Origin of the sequence: Sciscionella marina DSM 45152 (assembly GCF_000379465.1) — a bacterium.
Classification (GTDB): domain Bacteria; phylum Actinomycetota; class Actinomycetes; order Mycobacteriales; family Pseudonocardiaceae; genus Sciscionella; species Sciscionella marina.
Window position 1 is genome coordinate 96,514 of record NZ_KB905465.1, and the last position, 22,928, is coordinate 119,441.

A 22,928-nucleotide genomic window follows, 5' to 3' on the forward strand; every position below is an offset into this window, starting at 1 on the left:
CGATATCTCCTATTTTCCGGCGATTCCGGGTTTCGCCTTCTTGACCGCGTCCACGACGCGCTGCAGTTCGGGGGTGGCCAGCTGGTAGCTGAACCGCGGTTCGCCGTTCCAGGCGCCGATCTGGTTCGCCTTGACCGCGGGCAGCTGGCGGAACGTGGGGAACTTCTGTTTCATCTGGTCGGCGGAAAGGGAGAACTTCCGCGAGTCCGCGAGAATCAGATCCGCCGGGTACTTGTCCGCCCGTTCCCAGGAAAGCTGCTCATAGAACTGGTCGGCCCCGCCCGCCCCGCCGAGTAGCTGCATGCCGAGCTGGGTGTAGTAGATGAGGTCGGAGTAGAACTTCGGGTTGGCCACGTACATGCCCTCGTTGTCCCCGTAGACGACCTCGACCCGCAGCCCCTGCTTCTCGCGCAGCGCCGAGCGCAGTTCCTCGCCGGTCTTCTCGAACTCCTCGCGCGCCTTCTTGATGCCCGCGAGGTCCGCGCCGAGCCGCTGGGCGAGTTTGCCGTAGGCTTCGATCACCTTGGGCTGTGGCTTCTTGGACTCCTGGATGGCCAGCACCGGGGCCAGTTTCTCGACCTTGTCCGCGAGCTGGTCCTTGAGGATCCAGCGATCGGCGGGCTTGTCCCCGGCAAGGCCGGTGATGACCAGGTCGGGTTTGAGCGAGGCCACCTTCTCGATGTTGAAATCGTCGTAGCCGTTGCCGACGCTGGTGACCTTGCCGAGGTCGATATTGCCCGCCTGCAGGGACTTGCCGCCATCGTCGTCGCGCTGCGGGCCGAACACGCCCACCGGGTGGATCCCGAAGTCCCACAGCGCGGCCGCGCAGCTGACGTAGGCCACGATCCGTTTCGGCTGCCCGTCACGGCGGATGTGCTTGCCCAGATCGTCGGTGTACTCCCAGCTTCCGGCCCCGGAGCCGGACTGCCCGCTGCCGCAGGCCGCGAGTGCCGTGGCGGCGCCTGCCCCGGCGACCGCGAGGAACCCCCGCCTTCCCATGCGCGTGTTCAGCACTGTTGGTCTTCCCTTCCTGTCCTGCGGCCGTTGTGTTCGGCCGATCCGGGAACCGGTTCGGCGGCGTCGTTGCCGAGTGCCACGACCCGGTTGGCTTCGTCCACGTGCACGATATTCGGCCGGTGTCCGGCGATCTCGTGCTCCTCGAGCTGGGCGAAACTCATGATGATCACCAAATCACCCGGGTGCACCAGATGCGCGGCCGCCCCGTTGATCCCGATGACCCCGCTGGCCGGCGGGCCGGTGATCGCGTAGGTCTCCAGCCGCGCCCCGTTGCTGATGTCGACGACCTGCACGAGCTCCCCATCCACGATTCCGGATGCGGCGAGCAGTTCGGCGTCGATGGTCAGCGAGCCGACGTAGTGCAGGTCGGCCTCGGTCACCGTGGCCCGGTGAATCTTGGCGTACAGCAGGGTTCTGCGCATCATTCCTCCATGGTGGACAGTCGCGCGGCGATCGCGGCCGGACTGGTGACGGTGAACAGTTCGGCGATGGACAGGTGCGCGCCGAACTCCTCCGCGATCGCGGCGCGCAGCCGGACGAGGGACATCGAGTGCCCGCCGAGGGTGAAGAAATCCTGCTCCGGCCCGACCTTGGCGGTCTCCAGCACGGTGCCGAACAGCTCGCACAGCCGCCGCTCCACCGGGCCTTCCGGATTCCGTCCCACGTCCTGCTCCGCGGGCACCGGAAGGGCATCGAGGTCGACCTTTCCGTTGCGGGTCAACGGGATCCGCTCGACCCGGACGATCGGCGAGGGCACCAGATAACCGGGAAGCACCCCGAGCAGCGCAGCGCGGGGATCCTCGGGTTCGCCGACCACGTAACCGATCAGCCGTTCGCCGTGCACGGTGACCGCGGCATCCCGCACGCCGGGAACACCGCGCAGCGCGGCGGCGACCTCTCCCGGTTCGATGCGGAACCCGCGGATCTTGACCTGGTCGTCCGCCCGGCCGAGGTAGCTCAGCTGCCCCTCCGGTGTCCAGCGCGCCAGGTCACCGGTGCGGTACATGCGCTCCCCCGGCGCGCCGAACGGGTCGGCAAGGAACCGTTCCGCGGTGAGCTCGCCGCGCCCCAGATACCCGTGTGCGAGCCCGGCACCGGCCAGGTAGAGCTCCCCACTCACCCCGGGCGGAACCGGGCGCAGCGCGACGTCCAGCACATAGGCCCGCGCCCCGGCGACCGGTCGCCCGATCACCGGCCGTTCGCTGTCTCCCGCCTCGGCGACGAGCGCGTCCACGGTCGCCTCGGTCGGCCCGTACAGGTTGTAGGCGGCCGTTTCGCGCAGCCCGCGCAGCCGCTCCCACAGCGCCGAGGAGACCGCTTCCCCGCCGATACCGACCGCGGTGAGCTCGCCGTCGGCGAGCCCGAGCAGATCCAGCTGCGAAGGGGTCAGCTCGATGAAGTCGAGACCGCGTTCGCGGATCGCCGCGCCGAGCAGTTCCGGGTCCCGCCTGGTGTCCTCGGCGACCACGTGCACCTCGTTGCCGTCGAACAGCCACAGCTGGGGCTGCCAGGAGGCGTCGAAGGCGAACGGCCAGGCATGCCCGGCCCGCAGACGCCGCCCGGCGCGTTCCCTCGCCGGGCGGTGCAGGGTCTCCCGGTGGCTGTGGAACAGGTTCGCCAGCGCCGAATGCGGGATCACCACGCCCTTCGGCGTACCGGTCGATCCGGAGGTGTAGAGCACATAGGCTGGATCCCCGGGCCGCGGTGCCCGCACGAGCGCGTCCGGCCGGTCCGGCCCGTCGAGCTCGATGCGGGGCACCTCCCCGGGAAGGGCGGCGCTCCCGTCGGTGAGCACCAGGACCGGACGGGCGTCCGCGAACACCTGCTCTGTGCGGGCCAGCGGCTGCGCCGGGTCGATCGGCAGATAAGCCGCGCCCGAGGCGAACACCCCGAGAATGGCCTCGTACACCCGGGCGGATCGGGAAAGGGCAAGCGCCACCACGGTTCCCGGCCGCGCACCGGCAGCGGCGAGCCGCCGGGACAACCGGGCGACCCGGTCCTCGAGCGCGGCGAAGCTCAGCGTCCCGTGTTCATCCGAGAGCGCGTTCGACTCCGGATCGCGGTGCGCCGCCTCGGTGAACAGTTCGGCCATCGTGCGCACCGGCGCGGGCGCGGCACCCGTTCCCCAGTCCAGTACCCGGGCACGCTCCTCGGGCAGCAGCACCTCGAGTTCGCGCACCGGTCGGTGCGGATCGGCGAGTACCCCGCGCAGCACGGCGAGGAACCGGGTGGCGAGCCGTTCGACGCTGGGTTCGTCGAACAGGTCCGCGCTGTACTCGATCTCGCCCTCGATGCCCGTGCCGCCGGCGAACTCGACCAGATCGAAGGACAGGTCGAACTTCGCCGCCCGCGCACCGGGATCGGCCCACTCCGCGTCGAAGCCGAGCAGCCGCTCCCGGTCCCGGGAACCGTGATAGACCGCGAGCATGACCCCGAACAGCGGATGCCGGGCCAGCGACCGCGGCGGGTTGAGCAGTTCCACCAGTCGCTCGAAGGGCAGATCCGCGTTCGCGTATGCGGCGAGATCGGTCTCCCGGACCCGGGCGAGCAGTTCGGCGAAACTCGGTGCCCCGGACAGATCGGTGCGCAGCACGAGGGTGTTCACGAAGAACCCGGCCAGCTCATCCAGCGCGTGCTCGGTGCGCCCGGCGATCGGGGTACCGATCGGGATGTCCGCGCCCGCCCCGATCCGGTGCAGCAGCGTGGCCAGCGCCGCGTGCAGCACCATGAACACGCTCGTGTTCGATTCGGTGGCGAGGGCGCGGAGTCCACTATGGACATCGGTGGGCACGGAAAACCGGACCAGCCCGCCGCGACCGCTGGAGCGCACCGGGCGCGGCCAGTCGGTGGGCAGCTCGAGCTCGACCGGGGCACCGGCGAGCGCATCGCGCCAGTGGTCCGCCTGCCGCCGCATGGTCTGTTCGTCGAGCTGTTCCCGTTGCCAGAGCGTGTAATCCACGTACTGCACACCCAGCGGTGTCCATTCCGGAGGCACACCGTCGAGCCGGGACCGGTAGGCGGCTTCCAGATCGCGGCGCAGCGGGGGAAGCGACCAGCCGTCCGCGGCGATGTGGTGCGCGGCCAGCAGCAGCACGCTTTCCCCGCCGAGCCGGAAAACCCAGGCGCGCAACGGAACCTCGGCCTCGATCGCGAAGCAGTGCCCCGCGGCCTCGGCGAGCAGCGCGGGCAGTTCCGCCTGCGCGCAGTCCCGCACCTCGAGACGTACATGCGCGCGTGGATCCTCCTGGTCGAGTACGTACTGGTACGGCGTGCCGCCTTCCTCGAGGATCAGCGTGCGCAGTGCCTCGTGCCGGGTGAGCAGATCGTCCAGTGCCCGCCCGAGCGCGGTCTCGTCCGGTCGCCCGGCCAGCCGCCAGCTCCACGCGATGGTGTAGGTGGAGCTCGGCCCGGAAAGCCGGTCCAGGAACCACAATCGCTGCTGGGCGAAGGAAAGCGGGATCCGTTCCGGGCGCTGCCTTCGGGTGAGCGCCCCGGTCGCGACCCGGCTGCGCCCGATGTGTTCGGCGAGCCGTTCCGGGCTCGGTGCGTCGAACACCGCGCGCAGCCCGATGTCCGCGCCGAACATCGCGCGGATCCGGCTCACCAGCCGGGTGGCGAGCAGTGAGTGCCCGCCGAGGGTGAAGAAGTTGTCCTCCGCGCCGATCCGGTCCAGGCCGAGCACATCCGCGAACAGTTCGCGCAGTGCCGTGACCACGGGGGAATCCGGCCGGTCCAGGCTCGCCGGCGCGGGTACCGGGAGCGCGGAAACGTCGAGTTTCCCGTTCGCTCCCAAGGGAAGCGCGGCGAGCGCGAGGATCGCGTCCGGGAGGAGCGCACCCCGCAGGCGGTCGGCGAGGAACCGGCCGAGCCCTTGGGTGTCCACGGTCTCCGGGGTCACGTAACCGATCAGCCGGTCCCCGTCGGCACGCACCGCGCAGGAGCGCACCTCCGGGTACCGCTCGATGGCCGCGGTGATCTCGCCCGGTTCGATCCGCACCCCGCGCACCTTGAGCTGGTCGTCGGCGCGGCCGAGGTGTTCGAGCACTCCGTCCCGTCCCCTGCGGACCACATCCCCGGTGCGGTACAGGCGAACACCTGTCCCGAACGGGTTCGCCACGAACCGTTCCGCGGTCCGCGCGGGCATACCGAGATAACCGCGTGCGAGGCCGGACCCGGACAGGTACAACTCCCCGCGCACCCCGTCGGGCACCGGCCGCAGCGCCGCGTCGAGCACATAGGCGCCGGTGTTCGCGATCGGGCTGCCGATGCGCGCATCCGCGTCCAGCACCGGGTGCCCGAGGCTGTCCCCGGCGAGCTCGGAGCAGCCGTACAGGTTGACCAGTCGCGCGTGCGGCAGCATCCGGGCGAACCGGGCGGCCAGCGCCGCGCTCAGCGGTTCCCCGCTGGTCACCCAGTCGGTGACGGTGGCGAGCGCGCCTTCCGGTGCGGTGTCCAGCAGCGTGGCGAGCAGGCTCGGCACCACGGTGAGCGCGCGGATCTCCTCCCGTTCGGCGAGTTCGGCGATCGCGAGCGGATCGGCTGCCTGGGCGTCCTCGGCGAGCACCAGCGGGTCCCCGGAGACGAGCGCACCGAGCAGTTCGGTCGAGCCATCGATGAAGGTGAGCGCGCTTTTCGCCAGCCGGGGCCCGATCGGGCGGGCCAGAGCGGCGAGCCGGTTCGCGAGCGCCCGCTGGGTTCCGGCGACCGGTTTCGGCACCCCGGTCGATCCGGAGGTGAACAGCACATAACCGAGCTGATCCGGATGCACCGGGTTCGCGGTCACCGGTCCGCGTTCATCCGGGTGCACGCGGATGATCCCGCTGTCTGCGAGCAGATCCCCGCCATCGGCGCCCACACTCTCAGCGGTGGTGACCAGGATCCGCGCACCGGTGCTCGCCAGCATCTCCCCGACCCGCCGCCGCGGCTGGTTGAGATCCAGCGGCAGATAGGCGGCCCCGAGGCGCAGCACGCCGAGCAGCGCGGTCACCAGCCGCGCGGACCGTGGAAGGGCAAGGGCCACCACGGTTTCCGGGCCTGCTCCGTGTTCGCGCAGCGCCCCGGCGAAGGCCGCGGCCGCGGCGTCGAGTTCCGCGTAGCTCCAGTCCTGACCGGCCACCCGCAACGCGGTCGCCTCCGGTCGTGCGCGCACCTGGTCGGCGAACAGTTCGGCGGCACTGCCCGGGACCGGGGTGGCCGGGGCCGGAGCGGTGAGCCGGGCCCGTTCCGGTGCGCCGAGCAGTTCGTGCTCGGTGATGCGCGCCCGCGGATTCCTGGTGACCGCGTCCAGCAGGGTGCGCAGCCTGGTGAGGAGATCGCGCACGGTCGATTCCTCGAACACCTCGGTGTTGAACTCGGCGTCCACCCGGATGCCGTCCTGTGCCCCGACGAACAGCACGAGATCGGCGCGCGCCGTCCCGGTGTGCACCTCGACCTCGCTCGATTCGAGCCCGGGAAGGCCCGCGCCGACCGCGGAGGTGTCCTGCCAGGCGAGCATGGTCTGGAACAGCGGGTGATAGGCCAGCGAGCGTGCCGGGTTCAGTTCCTCGACCAGCCGCTCGAACGGGACATCCTGATTGGCGTACGCCTCGAGGCCGTCTTCCCGGACCCGGGCGAGCAGTTCGGTGAAGCTCGGTTGCCCGGACAGATCGGTGCGCAGCACGAGGGTGTTCACGAAAAACCCGACGAGTCCTTCGAGCGCGGGTTCGGTGCGCCCGGCGATCGCGGTGCCGATGGGGATGTCGGTTCCCGCGCCGAGCCGGTGCAGCAGCGCGGCGAGCGCGGCGTGCACCACCATGAACAGGCTCGCCCCGTGCTCCTTCGCGAGCAGTTCGGCGGACTCCCGCAGCGCCTGCGGGTAGTACACGGTGAACGAGGAACCACGGTAGGCGCTCACCGGCGGATGCGGGCGATCGGTGGGCAACTCGATGCGTTCGGGCAGCCCGGCGAGCCGGTCCCGCCAGTAACCGAGCTGCGCGGGGAACACCGCATCGGCGAGCTGTTCCCGTTGCCAGAGCGTGTAATCCGCGTACTGCACGGTCAGCGGCGTCCATTGTGGACTCAGCCCGGCCCGGCGCGCCCGGTAGGCCTCCGCCAGATCCGTCCACAGTGGACCCATGGACCAACCGTCGCCCGCGATGTGGTGCAGCACGAGCACGAGCACGTGTTCTCGTTCGGCCACGCGCAGCACATGGGCGCGGACCGGGAGTTCGTGTTCGATGGCGAAGGGAATCCGCGCGAGCTCGTCCACCTGCGCCTCGAGCTCCCCGGCGGGGCGCACATCGAGCACCGGCTCGGTCTCGGTCAGGATCCGTTGCCACGGCATGCCTTCCTGCGCGGGGAACACGGTGCGCAGTGCCTCGTGGCGGTCGAGCACATCGGTGAGCGCACCACGCAGCGCGGTCAGGTCCAGCTCGCCGCGCAACCGGACGGCCAGCGGCATGTTGTAGGTCGCCGAGGCGCCTTCGAGCTGATAGAGGAACCACAACCGTTGCTGCGCATAGGAAAGCGGCAGATGTTCCGGGCGCTCGGGCACCGCACGCAGCACGGGCCGGTCCCCGGATTCCGGTGCGGGCTCGGCGGGGAGCAGCTCGGCCAGCGCGGCGACGCTCGGCGCCTCGAACACCGCGCGGATCGCGATCGGGACGCCCATAGCCTCGCGGATCCGGCCGACGAGCCGGGTGGCGAGCAGCGAATGGCCGCCGAGTTCGAAGAAGTTCTCGTCCGCACCGACCCGGTCCATACCGAGCACCTCGGCGAAGATCGCGCACAGCGTCTCTTCGGCCGGGGTCCGCGGATCCCGGCCGGAGCTCTCCCGCTGCGGTTCGGGAAGGGCGGCGCGGTCGATCTTCCCGCTGGGCAGCAAGGGGAATCGGTCGAGTACCAGGAAGGCCGAGGGAACCAGGTAATCGGGCAGTCGCGCGGCGGTGTGTTCACGCAGCGCGGCCAGCAGCGCCCCGGTATCGCTTCCCCCGGACGGCGTGTTGCTCACCGCCCCGGTCACCTCGATCCGCCGGTACACCGTTTCCGGTCGCGGTTGCGCGGTGAACACCACATCCAGGGTGTCCTCCTCGGCGGGCGCGAAGAACACCCGGTATCCGGCCTGTTCCCCGATCCGCACCAGTTCCTCGGGATCGGTTTCGGGCACCTCGGTGCCGAGCAGTTCGCGGGCGCGGTCGAGGTCTCCTTCGGACAGCGCGGTCTCGGCGCGCCGTTCCGCGGTCAGCCTGCCGTTCGGCACGCCGCGCAGCCGGGCCCTTCGCGGATACACCCCGGCCAGGTCCGCGGTTCCGGTCAGTTCCACTTCCTCGGCCGGGGCCTGCGGCTCACCCTTCTCCAGCACCACATCGTAACGGTGCCTGGTCAGTTCGTTGTGGAACACGCCGCGTTTGGCGAGCACGGTGCACCGGCCGAGCGAGCCGGAATTCTCGGTGAACCGCGCGAAGAATTCCGGATCGAGCACCAGTTCGCCTTCCCCGGACAGTCCGCGTTCCGCCGCGGCGAGCACATCTGCGGCGGTGTCGCCCGCTTCGGCGCGGTGCAGCGCGATCGCGGTGCGGAAGGTGGGCAGGGTGCGCAGATTCCGGATGTCGCCGAGGAAGATCCGCCCCTCGGGGGCCAGGAATTCCAGTGCGTTGCCGAGCACCTGCTCCAGGTAGTTCGCGCTCGGGAAGTACTGTGCGACCGAGTTGATCACGACCGTGTCGAAGTAGCCGCGCGGCATCCCGGAGAGGTCGTGCGCGGCGCGCGCGGCCAGCTCGACCTTCGCGTCCAGCTCGGGACGCTGCGCGAGCGAGGCGCGCAGGTTCGCCACCGCACGCTCGGAAAGGTCGACGCCCCAATAGGATTCGCAGTCCGGGGCGATCATGGACAGGATCAGCCCGGAGCCCACGCCGATCTCGAGCACCCGGCGCGGTTCCAGTGACCGGATCCGTTCGATGGTGGCCGCGTGCCATTCGCGCATCTGCTCGAGCGGAATGGGATCGCCGTCGTAGCTGGAGTTCCATCCGGCGAAGTTCTCTTCCATGCCGCCGGATTCGGCATCGGCGAACACCAGCTCGTGCAGCTCCTGCCATTCGCCGACGAGCTCGGTGTCCTCGGCACCCTTGCCCTCGGCGGGGACGACGTAGCCGGTGAGCCTGCCGTCCTCGGCGGTGACCACGGCGGAGGCGATGCCCGGGTGTTCGGTGAGCACCGTCTCGATCTCGCCCGGTTCCACCCGGAATCCGCGCACCTTCACCTGTTCGTCCGCACGGCCGAGGAAGACCAGCCTGCCGTCCCCGGTCCAGCGCACCACATCCCCGGTGCGGTACATACGCCGTCCCGCTCCGGCGAACGACCCTGCTGCAAAGGGATCCGCGAGGAAGCGCTCGGCGGTCAGGTCGGCGCGCCGGTGATAGCCGCGGGCCAGCCCGAGACCGCCGAGGTACAGTTCGCCCGCGATTCCGGGCGGAACGGGACGCAGTTCGGCGTCGAGAACATAGGCGCGGGCACCTGGATCGGGCACCCCGATCGGCACCACGGAGGCCTCGGCGAGCTCGGCCGGATCGCAGAGCCCGAGGGTGGAGTTCACTGTGGCCTCGGTCGGGCCGTAGGCGTTGAACATCCGCCGCCCGTGTGCCCAGCGCTGCACCAGCCGCGGCGAGATGCGCTCGGTTCCGGCCAGCAGCACGGAATTCTCCGGAAGCGTGCACTCCTCCGGCAGCGCGTCGAGCAGCGCGGGCGGCAGGATCATCATGTCCGTCCGGTGTTCGAGCGCGAACTCGGTCAGTTCCGGCCCGGCGACCCGCCGCCACGCGGGCACGGTGACCAGTCGGCCACCGGAGCACAGGGCGAGCACGAGATCCCAGAAGGCCACGTCGAAGCTCGGCGAGGCGAACTGCAGCACCCGGGTCTCCGGGCCGAGGCCGAACCGCTCGGTCTGGGTGGCGACCAGCTTCGCGACCCCGGAATGAGTCAGCAGCACGCCCTTCGGTCTCCCGGTGGAACCGGATGTGTAGATCAGGTAGGCGAGATTGTCCACCCGCAGCGGGGCCTTCCGGTCCACATCGGACACCGGTTCCGGGGAGGCGGCAGCGCGCGCCGCGGTCAGTTCCGGGCCGTCGAGCATCAGGAACGGCGCGGCATCCGGGAGTTGGGCGGCCAGCTCACTCGTGGTGAGCACGGCAAGCGGGGCGCCGTCGGTGAGCAGCAGCCGCAGCCGCTCCAGCGGATAGTCGGTGTCCACCGGCAGATAGGCCGCGCCCGCGGTGAGCACGGCGAGCTGGGCGATGGTGAGCTCCGCGGTGCGCGGCAGTGCGATCGCGACCACGGTCTCCGGTCCGGCCCCGCGGTCGATGAGCACCCGCGCGAGCCGGTTCACCGCGGCGGAGAGTTCGGCGTAGCTGTGCTTGCCGTCCTCCGTGGCCAGGGCGACCGCATCCGGGCGGGCCCGCACCTGTTCGGCGAACAACTCGGGAAGGGTGCGCTCGGTGATCCGTTCGTCCGCGCCCGTCCAGCGGTGCACCGCCTCGCGTTCGCTCGCGGTGAGCAGATCGATGCCCCCGATGCGGATGTCCGGATCCGCGATGACGGCGCGCAGCACGCTGCCCAGCCGGGCCACGATCAGTTCCACGGTGGCCCGTTCGAACACATCGGTGTTGTATTCGACGACCAGTTCGACGCCGCTGTTTCCGGTATCCCCGCCCTCGTAGACCGAGATCGACAGGTCGAACTTGGCGGCCCCGGTCGTGACGAGCTCGTGCCCGGTTTCCAGTCCGGCGAACTCCGCCTGCGCGCGGGTGTTGTTCTGCCCGGCGAGCATCACCTGGAACAGCGGGTGATACGCCGGGGAACGCTTCGGGTTCAGTTCCTCGACCAGCCGCTCGAAGGGCAGGTCCTGGTTGGCGTACGCGTCCAGGTTCCGTTCCCGCACCTGGCCGAGCAGTTCGCGGAAGGTCGGGTTTCCGGCGGTGTCCACCCGCAGCACCAGGGTGTTCACGAAGAACCCGACGAGCTCGTCGAGCGCGGTATCGGTGCGCCCGGCGATCGGGGAGCCGATCGGGATGTCGGTGCCCGCGCCGAGCCGGGTCAGCAGCGCGGCGAGCCCGGCATGCACCACCATGAACACGCTCGCCCCGGACTCGTTCGCCAGCGCGGCGAGCCCGTCGCGCAGTTCGGCGTCCCAGTCGTGGGTGAACAGCTCACCGCGGAACGAGGCGCGCGCGGGATGGGCGCGGTCGGTGGGCAGCGCGATCCGGTCCGGGATTCCGCTCAGTGCCCTGCGCCAGTGTTCGAGCTGGCGATGTCCCTCGCTCTCCGGGTCCGCGAGGTCCCCAAGCAGTTCCCGTTGCCACAGCGCGTAATCCACGTATTGGACCGGAAGCGGGGACCAGTCCGGGGCGGCACCGGCCCGGCGCGCCGAATAGGCCTCGGCGAGATCGCGCCACAGCGGGGCCATCGACCACCCATCCGAGACAATGTGGTGGAACAGCAGCACCAGCACGTGTTCCCGGGGGCCGCGGCGCAACAGATCGAAGCGCATCGGCAGCTCGGTGCCGAGCTCGAACGGCTCGCGCACCAGATCGCGCAGCGTCTCGGCCAGTCGCCGGTCCTCGATCTCCCTGATGTGCAGATCCTGAGTGTGCAAGGGAATCTCGGCGTGTCCGAGCACTCGCTGCCATGGCATGCCGTCCTCGGTCTCGAACACGGTGCGCAGCACCTCGTGGCGGTCGAGCACATCGGCGAGCGCGGAACGCAGCGCGTCCACGTCGAGTTCCCCGCGCAACCGCAGCACGAGTGGGACCGAGTAGGTCGCCGAGGGGCCTTCGTACCGTTGCAGGAACCACAACCGCAGCTGGGCGAAGGAAAGCGGCGGATGCTCCGGGCGGGCCATCGCGCGGACCGCCGGTCGCTGTACGGCGGGACGCTCACCGTCGAGCAGCGCGGCCAGCCCGGCGATGGTCGGGTTCGCGAACACGGTGCGCAGCTCGATGTTCGCGCCGCCACCGCGGCGCAGCCTGGCCACCAGCCGGGTGGCGAGCAGCGAATGCCCGCCGAGTGCGAAGAAGTCGTCGTCCACGCCGACCGAATCGAGTCCGAGCAGTTCGGTGAACAGGCCGTGCAGCAGCCGCTCCTGCTCGGTGCGCGGTTCCCGGGTGGAGACGGTGATCTCCGGGGCGGGCAGCGCGGGCTTGTCCAGCTTCCCGTTCGCGGTGACCGGGAACTTCTCCAGCGTGACGATCGCCGCGGGCACCATGTACGCGGGCAGGGATTCCGCGAGGAATCCGCGCAGCGCCTCGGGATCGGTCTCCCCTTCGGGGACCACGTAGCCGATCAGCCGCTCCGCGCGCGGCACCACGACCGCCTGCGCCACGTCCGGATGCCCGGCGAGACAGCTGGCGATCTCCCCCGGTTCGATCCGCTGGCCGCGCAGCTTGATCTGGTCATCGCTGCGGCCGAGGTATTCCAAGGCACCGTCGGTGCGGCGGCGCACCACATCCCCGGTGCGATACATCCGCTGTCCCGGCATGTTCGGATCGGCGAGGAACCGTTCCGCGGTGAGCCCGGCGCGGCGCAGATAACCGCGCGCCAGCTGGGCACCGGCCAGGTACAGCTCACCGGCCACCCCGCTCGGCACCGGGCGCAGCCGCTCGTCGAGCACATAGGTGGCGGTGTTCCACACCGGATGGCCGATCGGCACACTGGACTGCCCGGGAACACAGGCCCAGGCGGTGACATCCACGGCGGCCTCGGTCGGCCCGTACAGGTTGTGCAGCCTCACTTCCGGCAGCCGCTCGAGTAGCGCCTCGGCGAGTTCGTTCGGCAGCGCCTCACCCGAGCAGAACACCAGGCGCAGGGTGTCCAGCCCGGCCGGTTCCGCGGCGAGGAATTCGCGCAGCATGGAGGGAACGAAGTGGGTGACGGTCACCCCGGCCTCGTCGATGAGCGTCGCGAGGTAGTCGGGGTCGCCGTGCCGCCCGTCCTCGGCGAGCACCTCCACCGCCCCGTTCGCGAGCGGCAGCAGCAGTTCCCAGACCGAGACGTCGAAGGTGGCGGGCGTTTTCTGCAGTACCCGGTCGGCAGGGGTGAACCGGTACTCGTGTTGCATCCACTCCAGGCGATTCACGATGGCCCCGTGTGAGACCACGACTCCCTTGGGCCGCCCCGTGGAACCCGAGGTGTAGATGACATAGGCGGGATGCTCGGGGCGCAGTCCGGTCTCCGGCGGGGTCGCGGGGAACCGGTCCAGTTCGTGTTCGAGGGCGGCCAGTTCTGCCACGTCGAGCACGCACACCGGTTCCGCCTCGGCGAGCACCGATTCGGTGCGCTCGGCCGGATGCCGCGGATCCAGCGGCAGGTACGCCGCGCCCGCCTTGAGCACGGCGAGGATCGCGAACACCAGCTGCGGTGAGCGGGGCAGCGCGAGCGCCACGATCTTCTCCGGTCCCGCCCCGCGCTCGATGAGCAGCCGGGCGAGCCGATTGGTGTACTCGTGCAGTTCGGTGTAGCGGTACTCGCGATCACCGGACACCAGCGCTACCGAATCGGTAACCCCTGGCGCGGCAAGCAGTTCCGGCAGAGTGCCGTGTTCGATCCGCTGTGTGGCACCGGTTTCGGCGGTGGCCAGTGCGGCGCGCGCGCCCGCGTCGAGCAGTTCCAGTTCACCGATGCGGGTTTCCGGTTCCGCGCACACGGCCGCGAGCAGATCGTGCAGCCGCCGCACGATCAGTTCCACGCTCGAGCGGTCGAACACATCGGTGTTGAACTCGACGAGCCCGCGCAGCCCGCCGTCCTCGGGTTCCGAGATGGAGATCCACAGATCGAACTTCGCCGTGCTGGTGGACGCGGTCAGTTCCGCGGTGTCCAGGCCGGGGATCGACACGCCCGCGTCCGGGGTGTTCTGCCAGGCCAGCATCACCTGGAACAGCGGGTGGTGTGCGAGGCTCCTGGTCGGGTTCAGCTCCTCGACCAGCCGCTCGAACGGAACCTCCTGATGCGCGAGGGCATCCAGGTCCCGTTCCCGCACCCGGTCCAGCAGTTCGGTGAACCGCGGGTCCCCGGATGTGTCGGCGCGCAGCACGAGGGTGTTCACGAAGAACCCGACCAGACCGTCCAGGGCAACATCGCCGCGCCCGGCTACCGGGGAACCGATCGGGATGTCGGTGCCCGCGCCGAGCCGGGTCAGCAGCGCGGCGAGCCCGGCGTGCACGACCATGAACACGCTCGCCGAGCGGGCGCGGGCGAGTTCACCGAGCGCGGTGTGCAGGCGCGCGTCCCAGCCGAAGGTGAACAGCTCGCCCGCATAGCTTGCGTGCGCCGGATGCGGGCGATCGAGTGGCAGTTCGATGCGGTCCGGAAGCCCGGCGAGCGCGGCACGCCAATAGTCCAGCTGGGCTGTCGCCATCGTCTTCGGGGCCATGGTGTCCGGTTCCGTTGCGGCGCCGAGCAGTTCGCGCTGCCAGAGCGTGTAGTCCACGTACTGCACCGGAAGCAGTCCCCAAGCCGGCGGGGAACCGGCCAGCCGCGCGGTGTACGCGGTCGCCAGGTCCTGCCACAGCGGACCGAGCGACCAGCCGTCGGTGGCGATGTGGTGGAACACCAGCACGAGCACGTGTTCGGCTTCGTCGCGGTGCAGCAGCACACCACGGAACGGGATCGCCGCGGCGAGATCGAACCGGGTCCGCACGATCTCGTCGATCGCGGGCTGCACCGCGTCCGCGGACACCGAGCGCTCTTCGAGCTCGATATCGGCCTCGTCCACCACGTGCTGGAACGCGACCCCGTCCTCCTCGGCGAACACGGTGCGCAGCGCCTCGTGCCTGGCGAACAGGTCGCCGATCGCGGACTGCAGCGCGGCGTGGTCCACCGCCCCGGAAAGGCGCATCACGAGCGGCACGTTGTAGGTCGGCGAGGGGCCCTCGAGCTTGTGCAGGAACCACAACCGTTGCTGGGCATAGGAAAGCGGCGGCCGTGCCGGGCGGACCGGGGAGCGGCGCAGCGCCCGGCGCACCTGACCGGCCCCGGCGCGGGCCTGCTGAGCGAGCCCGGCGACGGTCGGTTCCTTGAACACGGTGCGGATGTCGAGCTCCACCGCGGCATTCGCGCGCGCCCGCATGATCAGCCGGGTGGCCAGCAGCGAATGCCCGCCGAGCGCGAAGAAGTCCTCGTCGACGCCGACCTCGTCCAGACCGAGCACCTCGGCCATGGCCGAGCACAGCGCGCGCTCCAGATCGTCGCGCGGACCGCGGCCGGTTCCGCTGCGCCGCTGCGGTTCGGGCAGCGCCGCATAGTCGATCTTTCCGCTGCGCAGCACCGGAAGTTCGGGAAGCGCCACCACCGAGGAGGGCACCATGAAGGCGGGCAGTTTGCCCTTCGCGTATTCACGCAGGGCGGTCTCCTGGGGCCGGCTGCCTTGCGCGGCGACGATATAGGCCGCCAGATAGGTGCCACCGCGCCGGTCCTCGCGCGCCTGCACCACGACCCGGTCGATCTCCGGATGCTCGGCGAACACCGATTCGATCTCGCCCGGCTCCACCCGGAACCCGCGGATCTTGATCTGTTTGTCCGCCCTGCCGAGGAAGTCCAGCCGTCCGTCCGGCAACCAGCGCACCACATCGCCGGTGCGGTACATCCGCTCCCCCGGCGTGCCGAACGGGTCGGCCGCGAAAGGATCCGCGAGAAACCGTTCCGCGGACAGCGCGCCGCGCCGCAGGTATCCGCGCGCCAGTCCGCTGCCCGCCAGGTAGAGCTCCCCCGGAACCCCGGCGGGAACCGGGCGCAGCCGCGCATCGAGCACATAGGCGCGGGTTCCCGGGTCCGGATGACCGATCGGGACGAGCTCGGCGCCGGGCGCGCATTCCCCGAGCGTGGAGTTCACGGTCGCCTCGGTGGGCCCATAGGCGTTGAACATCCGCTGCCTGCCCGCGTATCGGGCGACCAGTTCCGGGGCGACCCGCTCGGTGCCGGCGAGCAGGGTGGCGCCCTCGGGCAGCGTGCAGTCCGGCGGCAGCGCGGCGAGCAGCGCGGGCGGGAGGATCAGGAAATTGGCCGCGTGCCGGGCGGCGTACTCGGTCAGTTCCGGTCCGGCGACCCTGCGGTGCTCGGGAACCACGATGAGCGTGCCACCGGAACCGAGGCCGAGGCACAGGTCCCAGAAGGCCACGTCGAAGCTCGGCGAGGCGAACTGCAACACCCGGGAGTGCGTGCCGACACCGAAGCGTTCCTGTTGGGTGGCAAGGAGTTTCGCCACCCCGGAGTGCGTGACGACCACGCCCTTGGGGCGCCCGGTCGTCCCGGATGTGTAGATCAGATAGGCGGCGTTGTCCGGGGTGATCGCGTGCCGCGGCGCGGTGGTCGGTGCGGACTCCAGTTCGGCGCGCACCTCCGGCGATTCGAGCTCGAGGACCGGGACATCCGCGGTTCCCGCGAGTGCCCCGTTTCCGGTGATCACGCAGGCGGGCGCGGCATCGGCGAGCAGATAGGCCACCCGGTCGGCCGGATAGGCCACGTCGACCGGCAGATACGCCGCCCCGGCCTTGAGCACCGCGAGTTCGGCGATGATCAGTTCGGCCGAACGGGGCAGCGCGATCGCGACCGCGTCCTCCTCAGTGACCCCTCGCGCGCGCAACAGGTGCGCCAGCGCGTTCGCCCGCGCGTCGAGCTCCACATAGGACAGTTCTACGCAGTTCGATTCGCTGGCTTCGAAGATCAGCGCGGTGGCCTCGCCGCGTTCGGCGACCTGGCGCTCGAACAGATCCGGGAGCGTGACCGGCGGGATCCGGCACGCGGTGTCGTTCCAGGTCTGCAGTATCCGGGTGCGCTCGGCAGCGGAGAGCAGCGGGAGTTCGTCCACCCGGGTCCGCGGTTCCGCCCGTGCCCCGGCGAGCAATTGCTCCAGGTGGTCCAGCGGCGCTGCGGCGTTCATTGCACCGGCATCCGTTCCGGGCAGTGGGGCCGCGCGGTACTCCAGGCCGACCCGGTCACCGTCCACTCGGAACACGAAGTCCAGATCGCGTTGGGTGGCAAGGGAGAACTCGATCCCGTGCAACCGCTCGGTCAGTTCGGCGAAGCTCACCGAACCGGGAACCTCGAACTCGCGGTTGCCGTCGAGCAGTACCTCCCCCGCGGCCGCGTAGTGCGAGAGCAGCGCGAGAATCCCGGCGCGCACATCCGTTCCCGGCAGGGTCCGCTGTGGACTCCCCGCCTCGGTCGCCTCGGTCATCGGCCACTCGCCTTCGCCGGTTCCCTGGACAGGGCCGCGAGCAGCGAGTCGCGGATCTCCCCCACCCGCACGGCGGTGTTGGACAGCAGCGAGGAAGTGATCCCGTGCGTGTGCTCGGTTCCGCCCTGCAGGTAGAGCCCGGCGCGTACTCGGGGCGTGGTGCGCAGCCGGTAGTCCCGCTCCACCCGCAGCCGGTCCTGCTCATCGCGGGCGCAGTAGGGCTCGAGCTCGCCGAGCAGCGGGCTCGGGTCCGCGGGCCGGTACCCGGTCGCGTACACGACCGCGTCCGCCTCCAGTTCGGTGTGTTCCCCGGTGACCAGGGAGCGGATCGTGACCCGCACCCCGTCCTCGGTCTCGTGCACCCCCTGGGCCTCGGCGAGATTGCACACTCGCAGCCGCTGCTTGCCCAGCACCCGCTCCTGGTACATCCGCCGGTAGAGGTCCTCGATCAGCTCCAGGTCCACCGCCGAGTAGTTGGTGTTCCCGTGGTAGTCCAGCAGCCGGTTCTTCACCGTCTCCGGGGCGTCGTAGAAGGCGTCCACCGCGTCCGGGTCGAAGATCCGGTTCGCGAACGGGCTGTCGTCCGAGGGACTGTAGCCGTAGCGGGCGAACACCGCGCACACCTCGGCCCCGGGGAACTGATCGTGCAGATACGCGGTGACCTCCGCCCCGCTCTGCCCGGCGCCGATCACCACGAACCGCTTCGGCTCGGTGCCCGCGAGCGATTCGACCCGCCCGCGCAGATCGCGGTTGTGCCAGACGCGCGGGGATTCGGCGATCCCGCTCGGCAGGTTCGGCACCAGACCGGTCCCGAACACCACGTGACGCGCCCGGTAACTGCCCGCATCGGTGTGCACTTCGACACACCGGACATCCTCGCCGTCCCGGATCACCGAAAGTCCCGTGACGGACGTGTCATAACTCACCATTCCGGGCAATTTGGCGGCGCACCATTCCAAATAGTCATGGAATTCGACGCGCAACGGAAACAGAGTTTTGTGATTGATGAAATCGACGAGCCGTCCATTGTCGTGTAAATAATTGAGGAAACTGAATTCACTCGTCGGACGACGCATGGTCACCAGATCCTTGAGGAACGAGACCTGCATCGTCGCCTCTTCCAGGAGCATCCCGCGATGCCAGCCGAACCGCGGCTGGCGTTCCAGAAAGCGCGCTGTCACCGGAGAGTCGCTGTCCTCGTTGTGCTCGGAGAGCGCGATCGCGAGGGCCAGATTCGACGGTCCGAAACCGATCCCGAGGACGTCGTATGTCACCGGTTCGCCCGCCCCGGCCCTCACCCCATTGGTCGTGCCGTCGCGGAGATCATCCCGAGTGATTCCCTGTGTCATGCCCGTCCTCGCGTCGTGTGTCGTTCCGGTGGCATTTTTAGGGAACCCTAACTTAGGTTAGCCTGTGTTCGCCAGATGGGTGTGAGCTAACGAAGGAGACAGAATGCGCGTCGCTATGTTCGGTTACCAGACCTGGGGGCACCGGACGTTGTCCGCTCTGCTGGGCTCGGAACACGAGGTGGTGCTCGTGGTGACCCATCCGCGCAGCGAACACGCGTACGAGAAGATCTGGTCCGACTCGGTCGCCGAACTCGCCGAGGAACACCAGGTCCCGGTGCACATCGCGCAGCGGCCGACGGAGGAAACCGTACAGGCGCTGCAGGACGCGGCCCCGGACATCATCGTGGCGAACAACTGGCGGACCTGGATCCCGCGGGAGATCTTCGACCTGCCCCCGCGTGGCACGCTGAACGTGCACGACTCGCTGCTCCCGGCCTACGCGGGTTTCGCCCCGCTGGTCTGGGCGCTGATCAACGGCGAACCCGAGGTCGGAGTGACCGCACACATGATGAACGAGGAACTGGACGCGGGCGATGTCGTGCTGCAGCGCTCGGTCGCGGTCGGCCCCCGGGACACCGCCTCGGATCTGGTGCTCAAGACCGTGGAGCTGATCGGGCCGATCGTGGTGGACGCGCTCACCCAGATCGAGTCCGGCACCGCCGTGCTCACCCCGCAGGACCGCAGTAAGGCCAGCTTCTTCCACAAGCGCGCGGTGCGGGACTCGCGCATCGACTGGACCTGGCCCGCCGAGGACCTCGACCGGCTGGTGCGCGCCCAGGCCGATCCCTACCCGAACGCGTTCACCACGCACAACGGCGCCACGCTGCGCGTCACCGAGGCCGAGGTCTCCACCGCGAACTACGGCGGCACCCCCGGCCGGGTGTTCGTCCGCGAGGGCGAGGGCATCGTGATCGTGGCCGGACCACAGGCGCGCTCCGGACACTCCCCTGGGCTGAAGCTGCTGCGAGTGCGCACCGAGGACGGCACCGAACACGCCGCGCCTGACTACTTCAAGCGGATGGGCGACTACCTCGGCGACTAGCTTTGCCGAGGGGCCGCCTCAAGCGGCCGTCTCCGCGGCGAAGCCGCTAACCACCCAAGCAACCGGCACCGCCACCTGAGCCGCCCCTCAACTCAAGCCGCCTTCTCACCCTTCTCCTGCTCCGCGAACTGGGTGCGGTAGAGGTCGGCGTAGTGCCCGCCGAGGGCCAGCAGGTCCTCGTGGGTGCCACGTTCCACGATCCGGCCCTGGTCGAGCACCAGGATCTGGTCGGCCTGGCGCACCGTGGCCAGGCGGTGCGCGATGACCAGCGAGGTACGCCCGGCGAGGGCGGTCGCCAGCGCGCGCTGCACGGCCACCTCGGACTCGGAGTCCAGGTGCGCGGTGGCCTCGTCGAGCACCACGATCTCCGGTTTCTTGAGCAGCAGCCGGGCGATCGCGATGCGCTGTTTCTCCCCGCCGGAGAGGCGGTAGCCACGGTCGCCGACGAGGGTGTCCAGCCCTTCGGGCAGTGCCTCGAGCAGTCCGCTCAGGTGGGCGGCGCGCATCGCCTCGCGCAGTTGCTCGTCGGTGGCCGATGGCCGGGCGTAGCGCAGGTTGGCCCCGATGGTGTCGTGGAACAGGTGCGCCTCCTGGGTGACCACGCCGAGCCGGTCGTACAGCGAGGAGAGCCGCAGTTCGCGCACATCGTGGCCGCCGATGCGCACGGTCCCCGAGTCGGCGTCGTAGAGGCGCGCGGCGAGCTGGATGGTGGTGGTCTTGCCCGCGCCCGAGGACCCGACGAGAGCGACCATCTCACCGGGCCGCGCGGTGAAGCTGAGCCCGTGCAGCACGCGCTGCTTGCGAGTGCGTTCGCCTGTGGCGACCGCTTCGAGCGAGGCGAGCGAGACCTCGTCGGCGCTCGGGTAGGAGAAGGTGACGTCCTCGAACTCCACGCTCGCCTCGCCCGCGCCGAGCTCCACCGGCCGCTCCGGCTCGCCGATCATCGGCTCGAGGTCGAGCACCTCGAACACCCGGTCGAAGCTGACCAGCGCGGTCATCACGTCGACGTGCACGTTGGACAGCGCGGTCAGCGGGCCGTAGAGGCGGGCGAGCAGGGTGGTGATCGCGACCAGGGTGCCGAGCTGGAAGGTTCCCGCGATCACCAGCGAACCGCCGAGCCCGTAAGTGATCGCGGTGGCCAGCGCGACGATCATGGTCAGCAGCGCGAAGAACCCGGTGGAGTACATCGCCGAGCCGATGCCCAGATCGCGCACCGCGCCCGCCTTCGCGGTGAACGCGCGGGTCTCCTCGGCCGGGCGGCCGTAGAGCTTGGCGAGCATGGCACCGGAGACGTTGAACCGCTCGGTCATCATCGAGCTCATCTCCGCGTCCCGGCGCATCTGTTCGCGTGCCACGGCGGAGAGCTTGCGGCCGAACCACTTGGCCGGGAGCACGAACAGCGGCAGCAGCACCAGCGCGACCAGGGTGACCTGCCAGGACAGCACCAGCATCGTGGTCAGCACGATCACCAGGCTCAGCGCGTTGGACACGATGGCCGACAGCGTCCCGGTCAGGGCCCGCTGCGCGCCGATCACATCGGAGTTCAGCCGGGACACCAGCGCCCCGGTCTGGGTGCGCACGAAGAAGGCCACCGGCATCCGCTGCACGTGGTCGAACACCTCGGCGCGCAGGTCGTAGATCAGTCCCTCGCCCAGCCGCGCGGAGAACCAGCGTTCGGCGAACTGTAAACCGGCGTTGACGATCGCGATCGCCGCGGCGGCTCCGGCGAGCCAGAGGATCACGTCATACCGGCGTGGCACGATCCCCTCGTCGATGATCGCCTTGAGCAGCAGCGGGGTGACCACCCCGAGCGCCGAGCCCAGCGCGACCAACAGCAGGAAGAGCAGGACCGTCCGCTTGTAGCTCGCGGCGTAGCCGAGCACCCTGCGCAGCGTTCCCTTGGACAAGCGTTGCCTGGTCACCGATTTGTCCCTGGAGAAGGACTGCATCGTCTGCCAGCTCGAGACTTCGGACATGCGTCGAGTATGAAACCTCAAGTAATGTAGAGGTCAACCCTGCTCGGCGGATGTGCGTACCGTGAGCCCGGTCTCGTCCTCGCTCACCGACAGTTCCGTGCGCAGGCTCCGCAGCTCGGAGAGGGCGTCGAGGTGCGTACCACCGCAGGGCACGCTCGCCGTGCCGCTCGGGAGTTCGCACTCCCAGGTGCGCAGGTCGGTCAGCAGCGGGCCTTCGCTGCGCACCCCGACCTTGGCCCCGGACGCGCACCATTCGGCCAGCTTCCCGTTGACCGCCTGCTCGATCCCGGACGTGTCCGCGGCGAGCTCGCCCGCCGTGAAGCCCTTCTTGCGCAGGGATTTCCCGATGCGGTACTCGTCGATGCTGCCGTTCTCGAGGATGCGGGAGCGCACCATGGCCAGCGAGTCGAAGTCCGGGCTGCCGAGCGAATCGGCCCGCACCTCCTTGCGCCAGCGGTCGGCGAGCGCGGCGTTGAGCGCGAAGGCGAGCAGGTGACAGCCGGTGTGCCCGGCCGAGAGCGCGGCGCGGTACCCGGCGTCCACGAGGAGTTCCACCTCAGCACCGACCTCGGGCGGCCGACCTTCCACCACGTGCGCGACGTGCCAGGACCACTCCGGGTCTCCCCGGCGCACCGGGATGTCCTCGGCGAGGAACAGCCGCTGCCCGTCACCGGCCGCGGTCACCGTGTCCAGGACGGCGAGCCCGCCGAGGGTTCCGGTGTCCCCCGGCTGATCCGGCCAGGTGTGATCCACCGGATGAAACGGTGTGCTGTCGGTGAGCACGGCAGAGCGTCCCGCCTCGAGCTCGTGCACGGCGAGCACGCGGGCGCTGCCGCGCAGCCCGCCATCCGGGAAAACGATCTTCGTGGTGGGTAGCAAGCTGGGGATCCCGTTACTTCTTCGGTGCAGTCACTTTTTACCGCCGGCCTTCTTCGCGGCCTTGCGCAGTTGCAGGATCCGACCATACCCGGGGATCGCCACGAGCAGCACGCCACCGACGGCGGCGAGCAGCAGCGCGACACCCGCGGGCAGACTGCCCTGCGCGCCGAAGAAGTAGATCTTCACCGGCTGCAGGTTCTGCACGATGAAGATCAGCAGCAGGACCAGCACGATCGCGGCGAGCACGAGGGTCGTCCACACCACGCCCATGCGAGTGTTCTTGACCTTCGGCTTGGCCGGGGTGCTCGTGCCAGGGGCTGGTGTGTCCGCCGCCTGTTCGACCTCGGTCGTCCCGGGAGCCTCGACGGCCTCTGGAATCTCGGCCTGCTCCGAGGACTGCTGTTCCTTGTTGTTCACCGATTCGCTCCTCTCCGTGCGAAGTGTGTCGCCAGGTGTTGTCGTTCTAC

8 protein-coding genes are annotated in these 22,928 nt (G+C 69.8%); 1 reads left to right on the forward strand and 7 read right to left on the reverse strand.

What is annotated here, in order from left to right; translation table 11 throughout:
* Positions 1–9: 9 nt before the first annotated feature.
* Genes A37U_RS0141010 through A37U_RS0141025 form a run of 4 tightly spaced genes read right to left on the reverse strand, consistent with a single transcriptional unit; the run spans position 10 to position 18,564 of the window.
* Positions 10–1,014 (reverse strand): ABC transporter substrate-binding protein, encoded by a 1,005-nt coding sequence (locus A37U_RS0141010; RefSeq protein ID WP_020502469.1) that lies wholly within the window; start codon positions 1,012–1,014, stop codon positions 10–12.
* Positions 1,008–1,439, reverse strand: coding sequence for an aspartate 1-decarboxylase (gene panD, locus A37U_RS0141015; RefSeq protein WP_020502470.1), 432 nt, complete (start codon positions 1,437–1,439; stop codon positions 1,008–1,010). The genes A37U_RS0141010 and panD overlap by 7 nt, the downstream gene beginning before the upstream one ends.
* Positions 1,439–17,215 carry a non-ribosomal peptide synthetase gene (locus tag A37U_RS0141020; RefSeq protein ID WP_020502471.1) on the reverse strand — a complete coding sequence of 5,259 codons (15,777 nt, stop codon included), beginning with the start codon at positions 17,213–17,215 and terminating at the stop codon, positions 1,439–1,441. The genes panD and A37U_RS0141020 overlap by 1 nt, the downstream gene beginning before the upstream one ends.
* Positions 17,212–18,564, reverse strand: coding sequence for a lysine N(6)-hydroxylase/L-ornithine N(5)-oxygenase family protein (locus tag A37U_RS0141025; RefSeq protein ID WP_020502472.1), 1,353 nt, complete (start codon positions 18,562–18,564; stop codon positions 17,212–17,214). Before A37U_RS0141025 ends, A37U_RS0141020 begins: the two co-directional genes overlap by 4 nt.
* A 103-nt stretch (positions 18,565–18,667) precedes the next feature.
* Between A37U_RS0141025 and A37U_RS0141030 the strand changes: the two genes are divergently transcribed.
* Positions 18,668–19,606 (forward strand): methionyl-tRNA formyltransferase, encoded by a 939-nt coding sequence (locus tag A37U_RS0141030; RefSeq protein ID WP_026198165.1) that lies wholly within the window; start codon positions 18,668–18,670, stop codon positions 19,604–19,606.
* 92 nt (positions 19,607–19,698) lie between these two features.
* Here the strand turns inward: A37U_RS0141030 and A37U_RS0141035 are convergent, their stop codons facing one another.
* From A37U_RS0141035 to A37U_RS54280, 3 genes are read right to left on the reverse strand one after another with little or no spacing between them, the layout of a single operon-like run.
* Positions 19,699–21,582, reverse strand: a complete 1,884-nt coding sequence (locus tag A37U_RS0141035; protein ID WP_020502474.1) for an ABC transporter ATP-binding protein — start codon at positions 21,580–21,582, stop codon at positions 19,699–19,701.
* Positions 21,583–21,615: 33 nt separating this feature from the next.
* The gene (locus A37U_RS0141040; RefSeq protein ID WP_020502475.1) at positions 21,616–22,461 is read right to left on the reverse strand and encodes an alanyl-tRNA editing protein; all 846 of its coding nucleotides are present in this window, start codon (positions 22,459–22,461) and stop codon (positions 21,616–21,618) included.
* A gap of 30 nt (positions 22,462–22,491) precedes the next feature.
* The gene (locus A37U_RS54280) at positions 22,492–22,878 is read right to left on the reverse strand and encodes a LapA family protein (RefSeq protein ID WP_020502476.1); all 387 of its coding nucleotides are present in this window, start codon (positions 22,876–22,878) and stop codon (positions 22,492–22,494) included.
* Positions 22,879–22,928 lie beyond the last annotated feature (50 nt).

Bases quoted from the DNA above. Each gene is read 5' to 3' on its own strand.
- panD (WP_020502470.1), bottom strand. From the start codon at position 1,439: ATGCGCAGAACCCTGCTGTACGCCAAGATTCACCGGGCCACGGTGACC.
- A37U_RS0141020 (WP_020502471.1), bottom strand. From the start codon at position 17,215: ATGACCGAGGCGACCGAGGCGGGGAGTCCACAGCGGACCCTGCCGGGA.
- A37U_RS0141025 (WP_020502472.1), bottom strand. From the start codon at position 18,564: ATGACACAGGGAATCACTCGGGATGATCTCCGCGACGGCACGACCAAT.
- A37U_RS0141030 (WP_026198165.1), top strand. From the start codon at position 18,668: ATGCGCGTCGCTATGTTCGGTTACCAGACCTGGGGGCACCGGACGTTG.
- A37U_RS0141035 (WP_020502474.1), bottom strand. From the start codon at position 21,582: ATGTCCGAAGTCTCGAGCTGGCAGACGATGCAGTCCTTCTCCAGGGAC.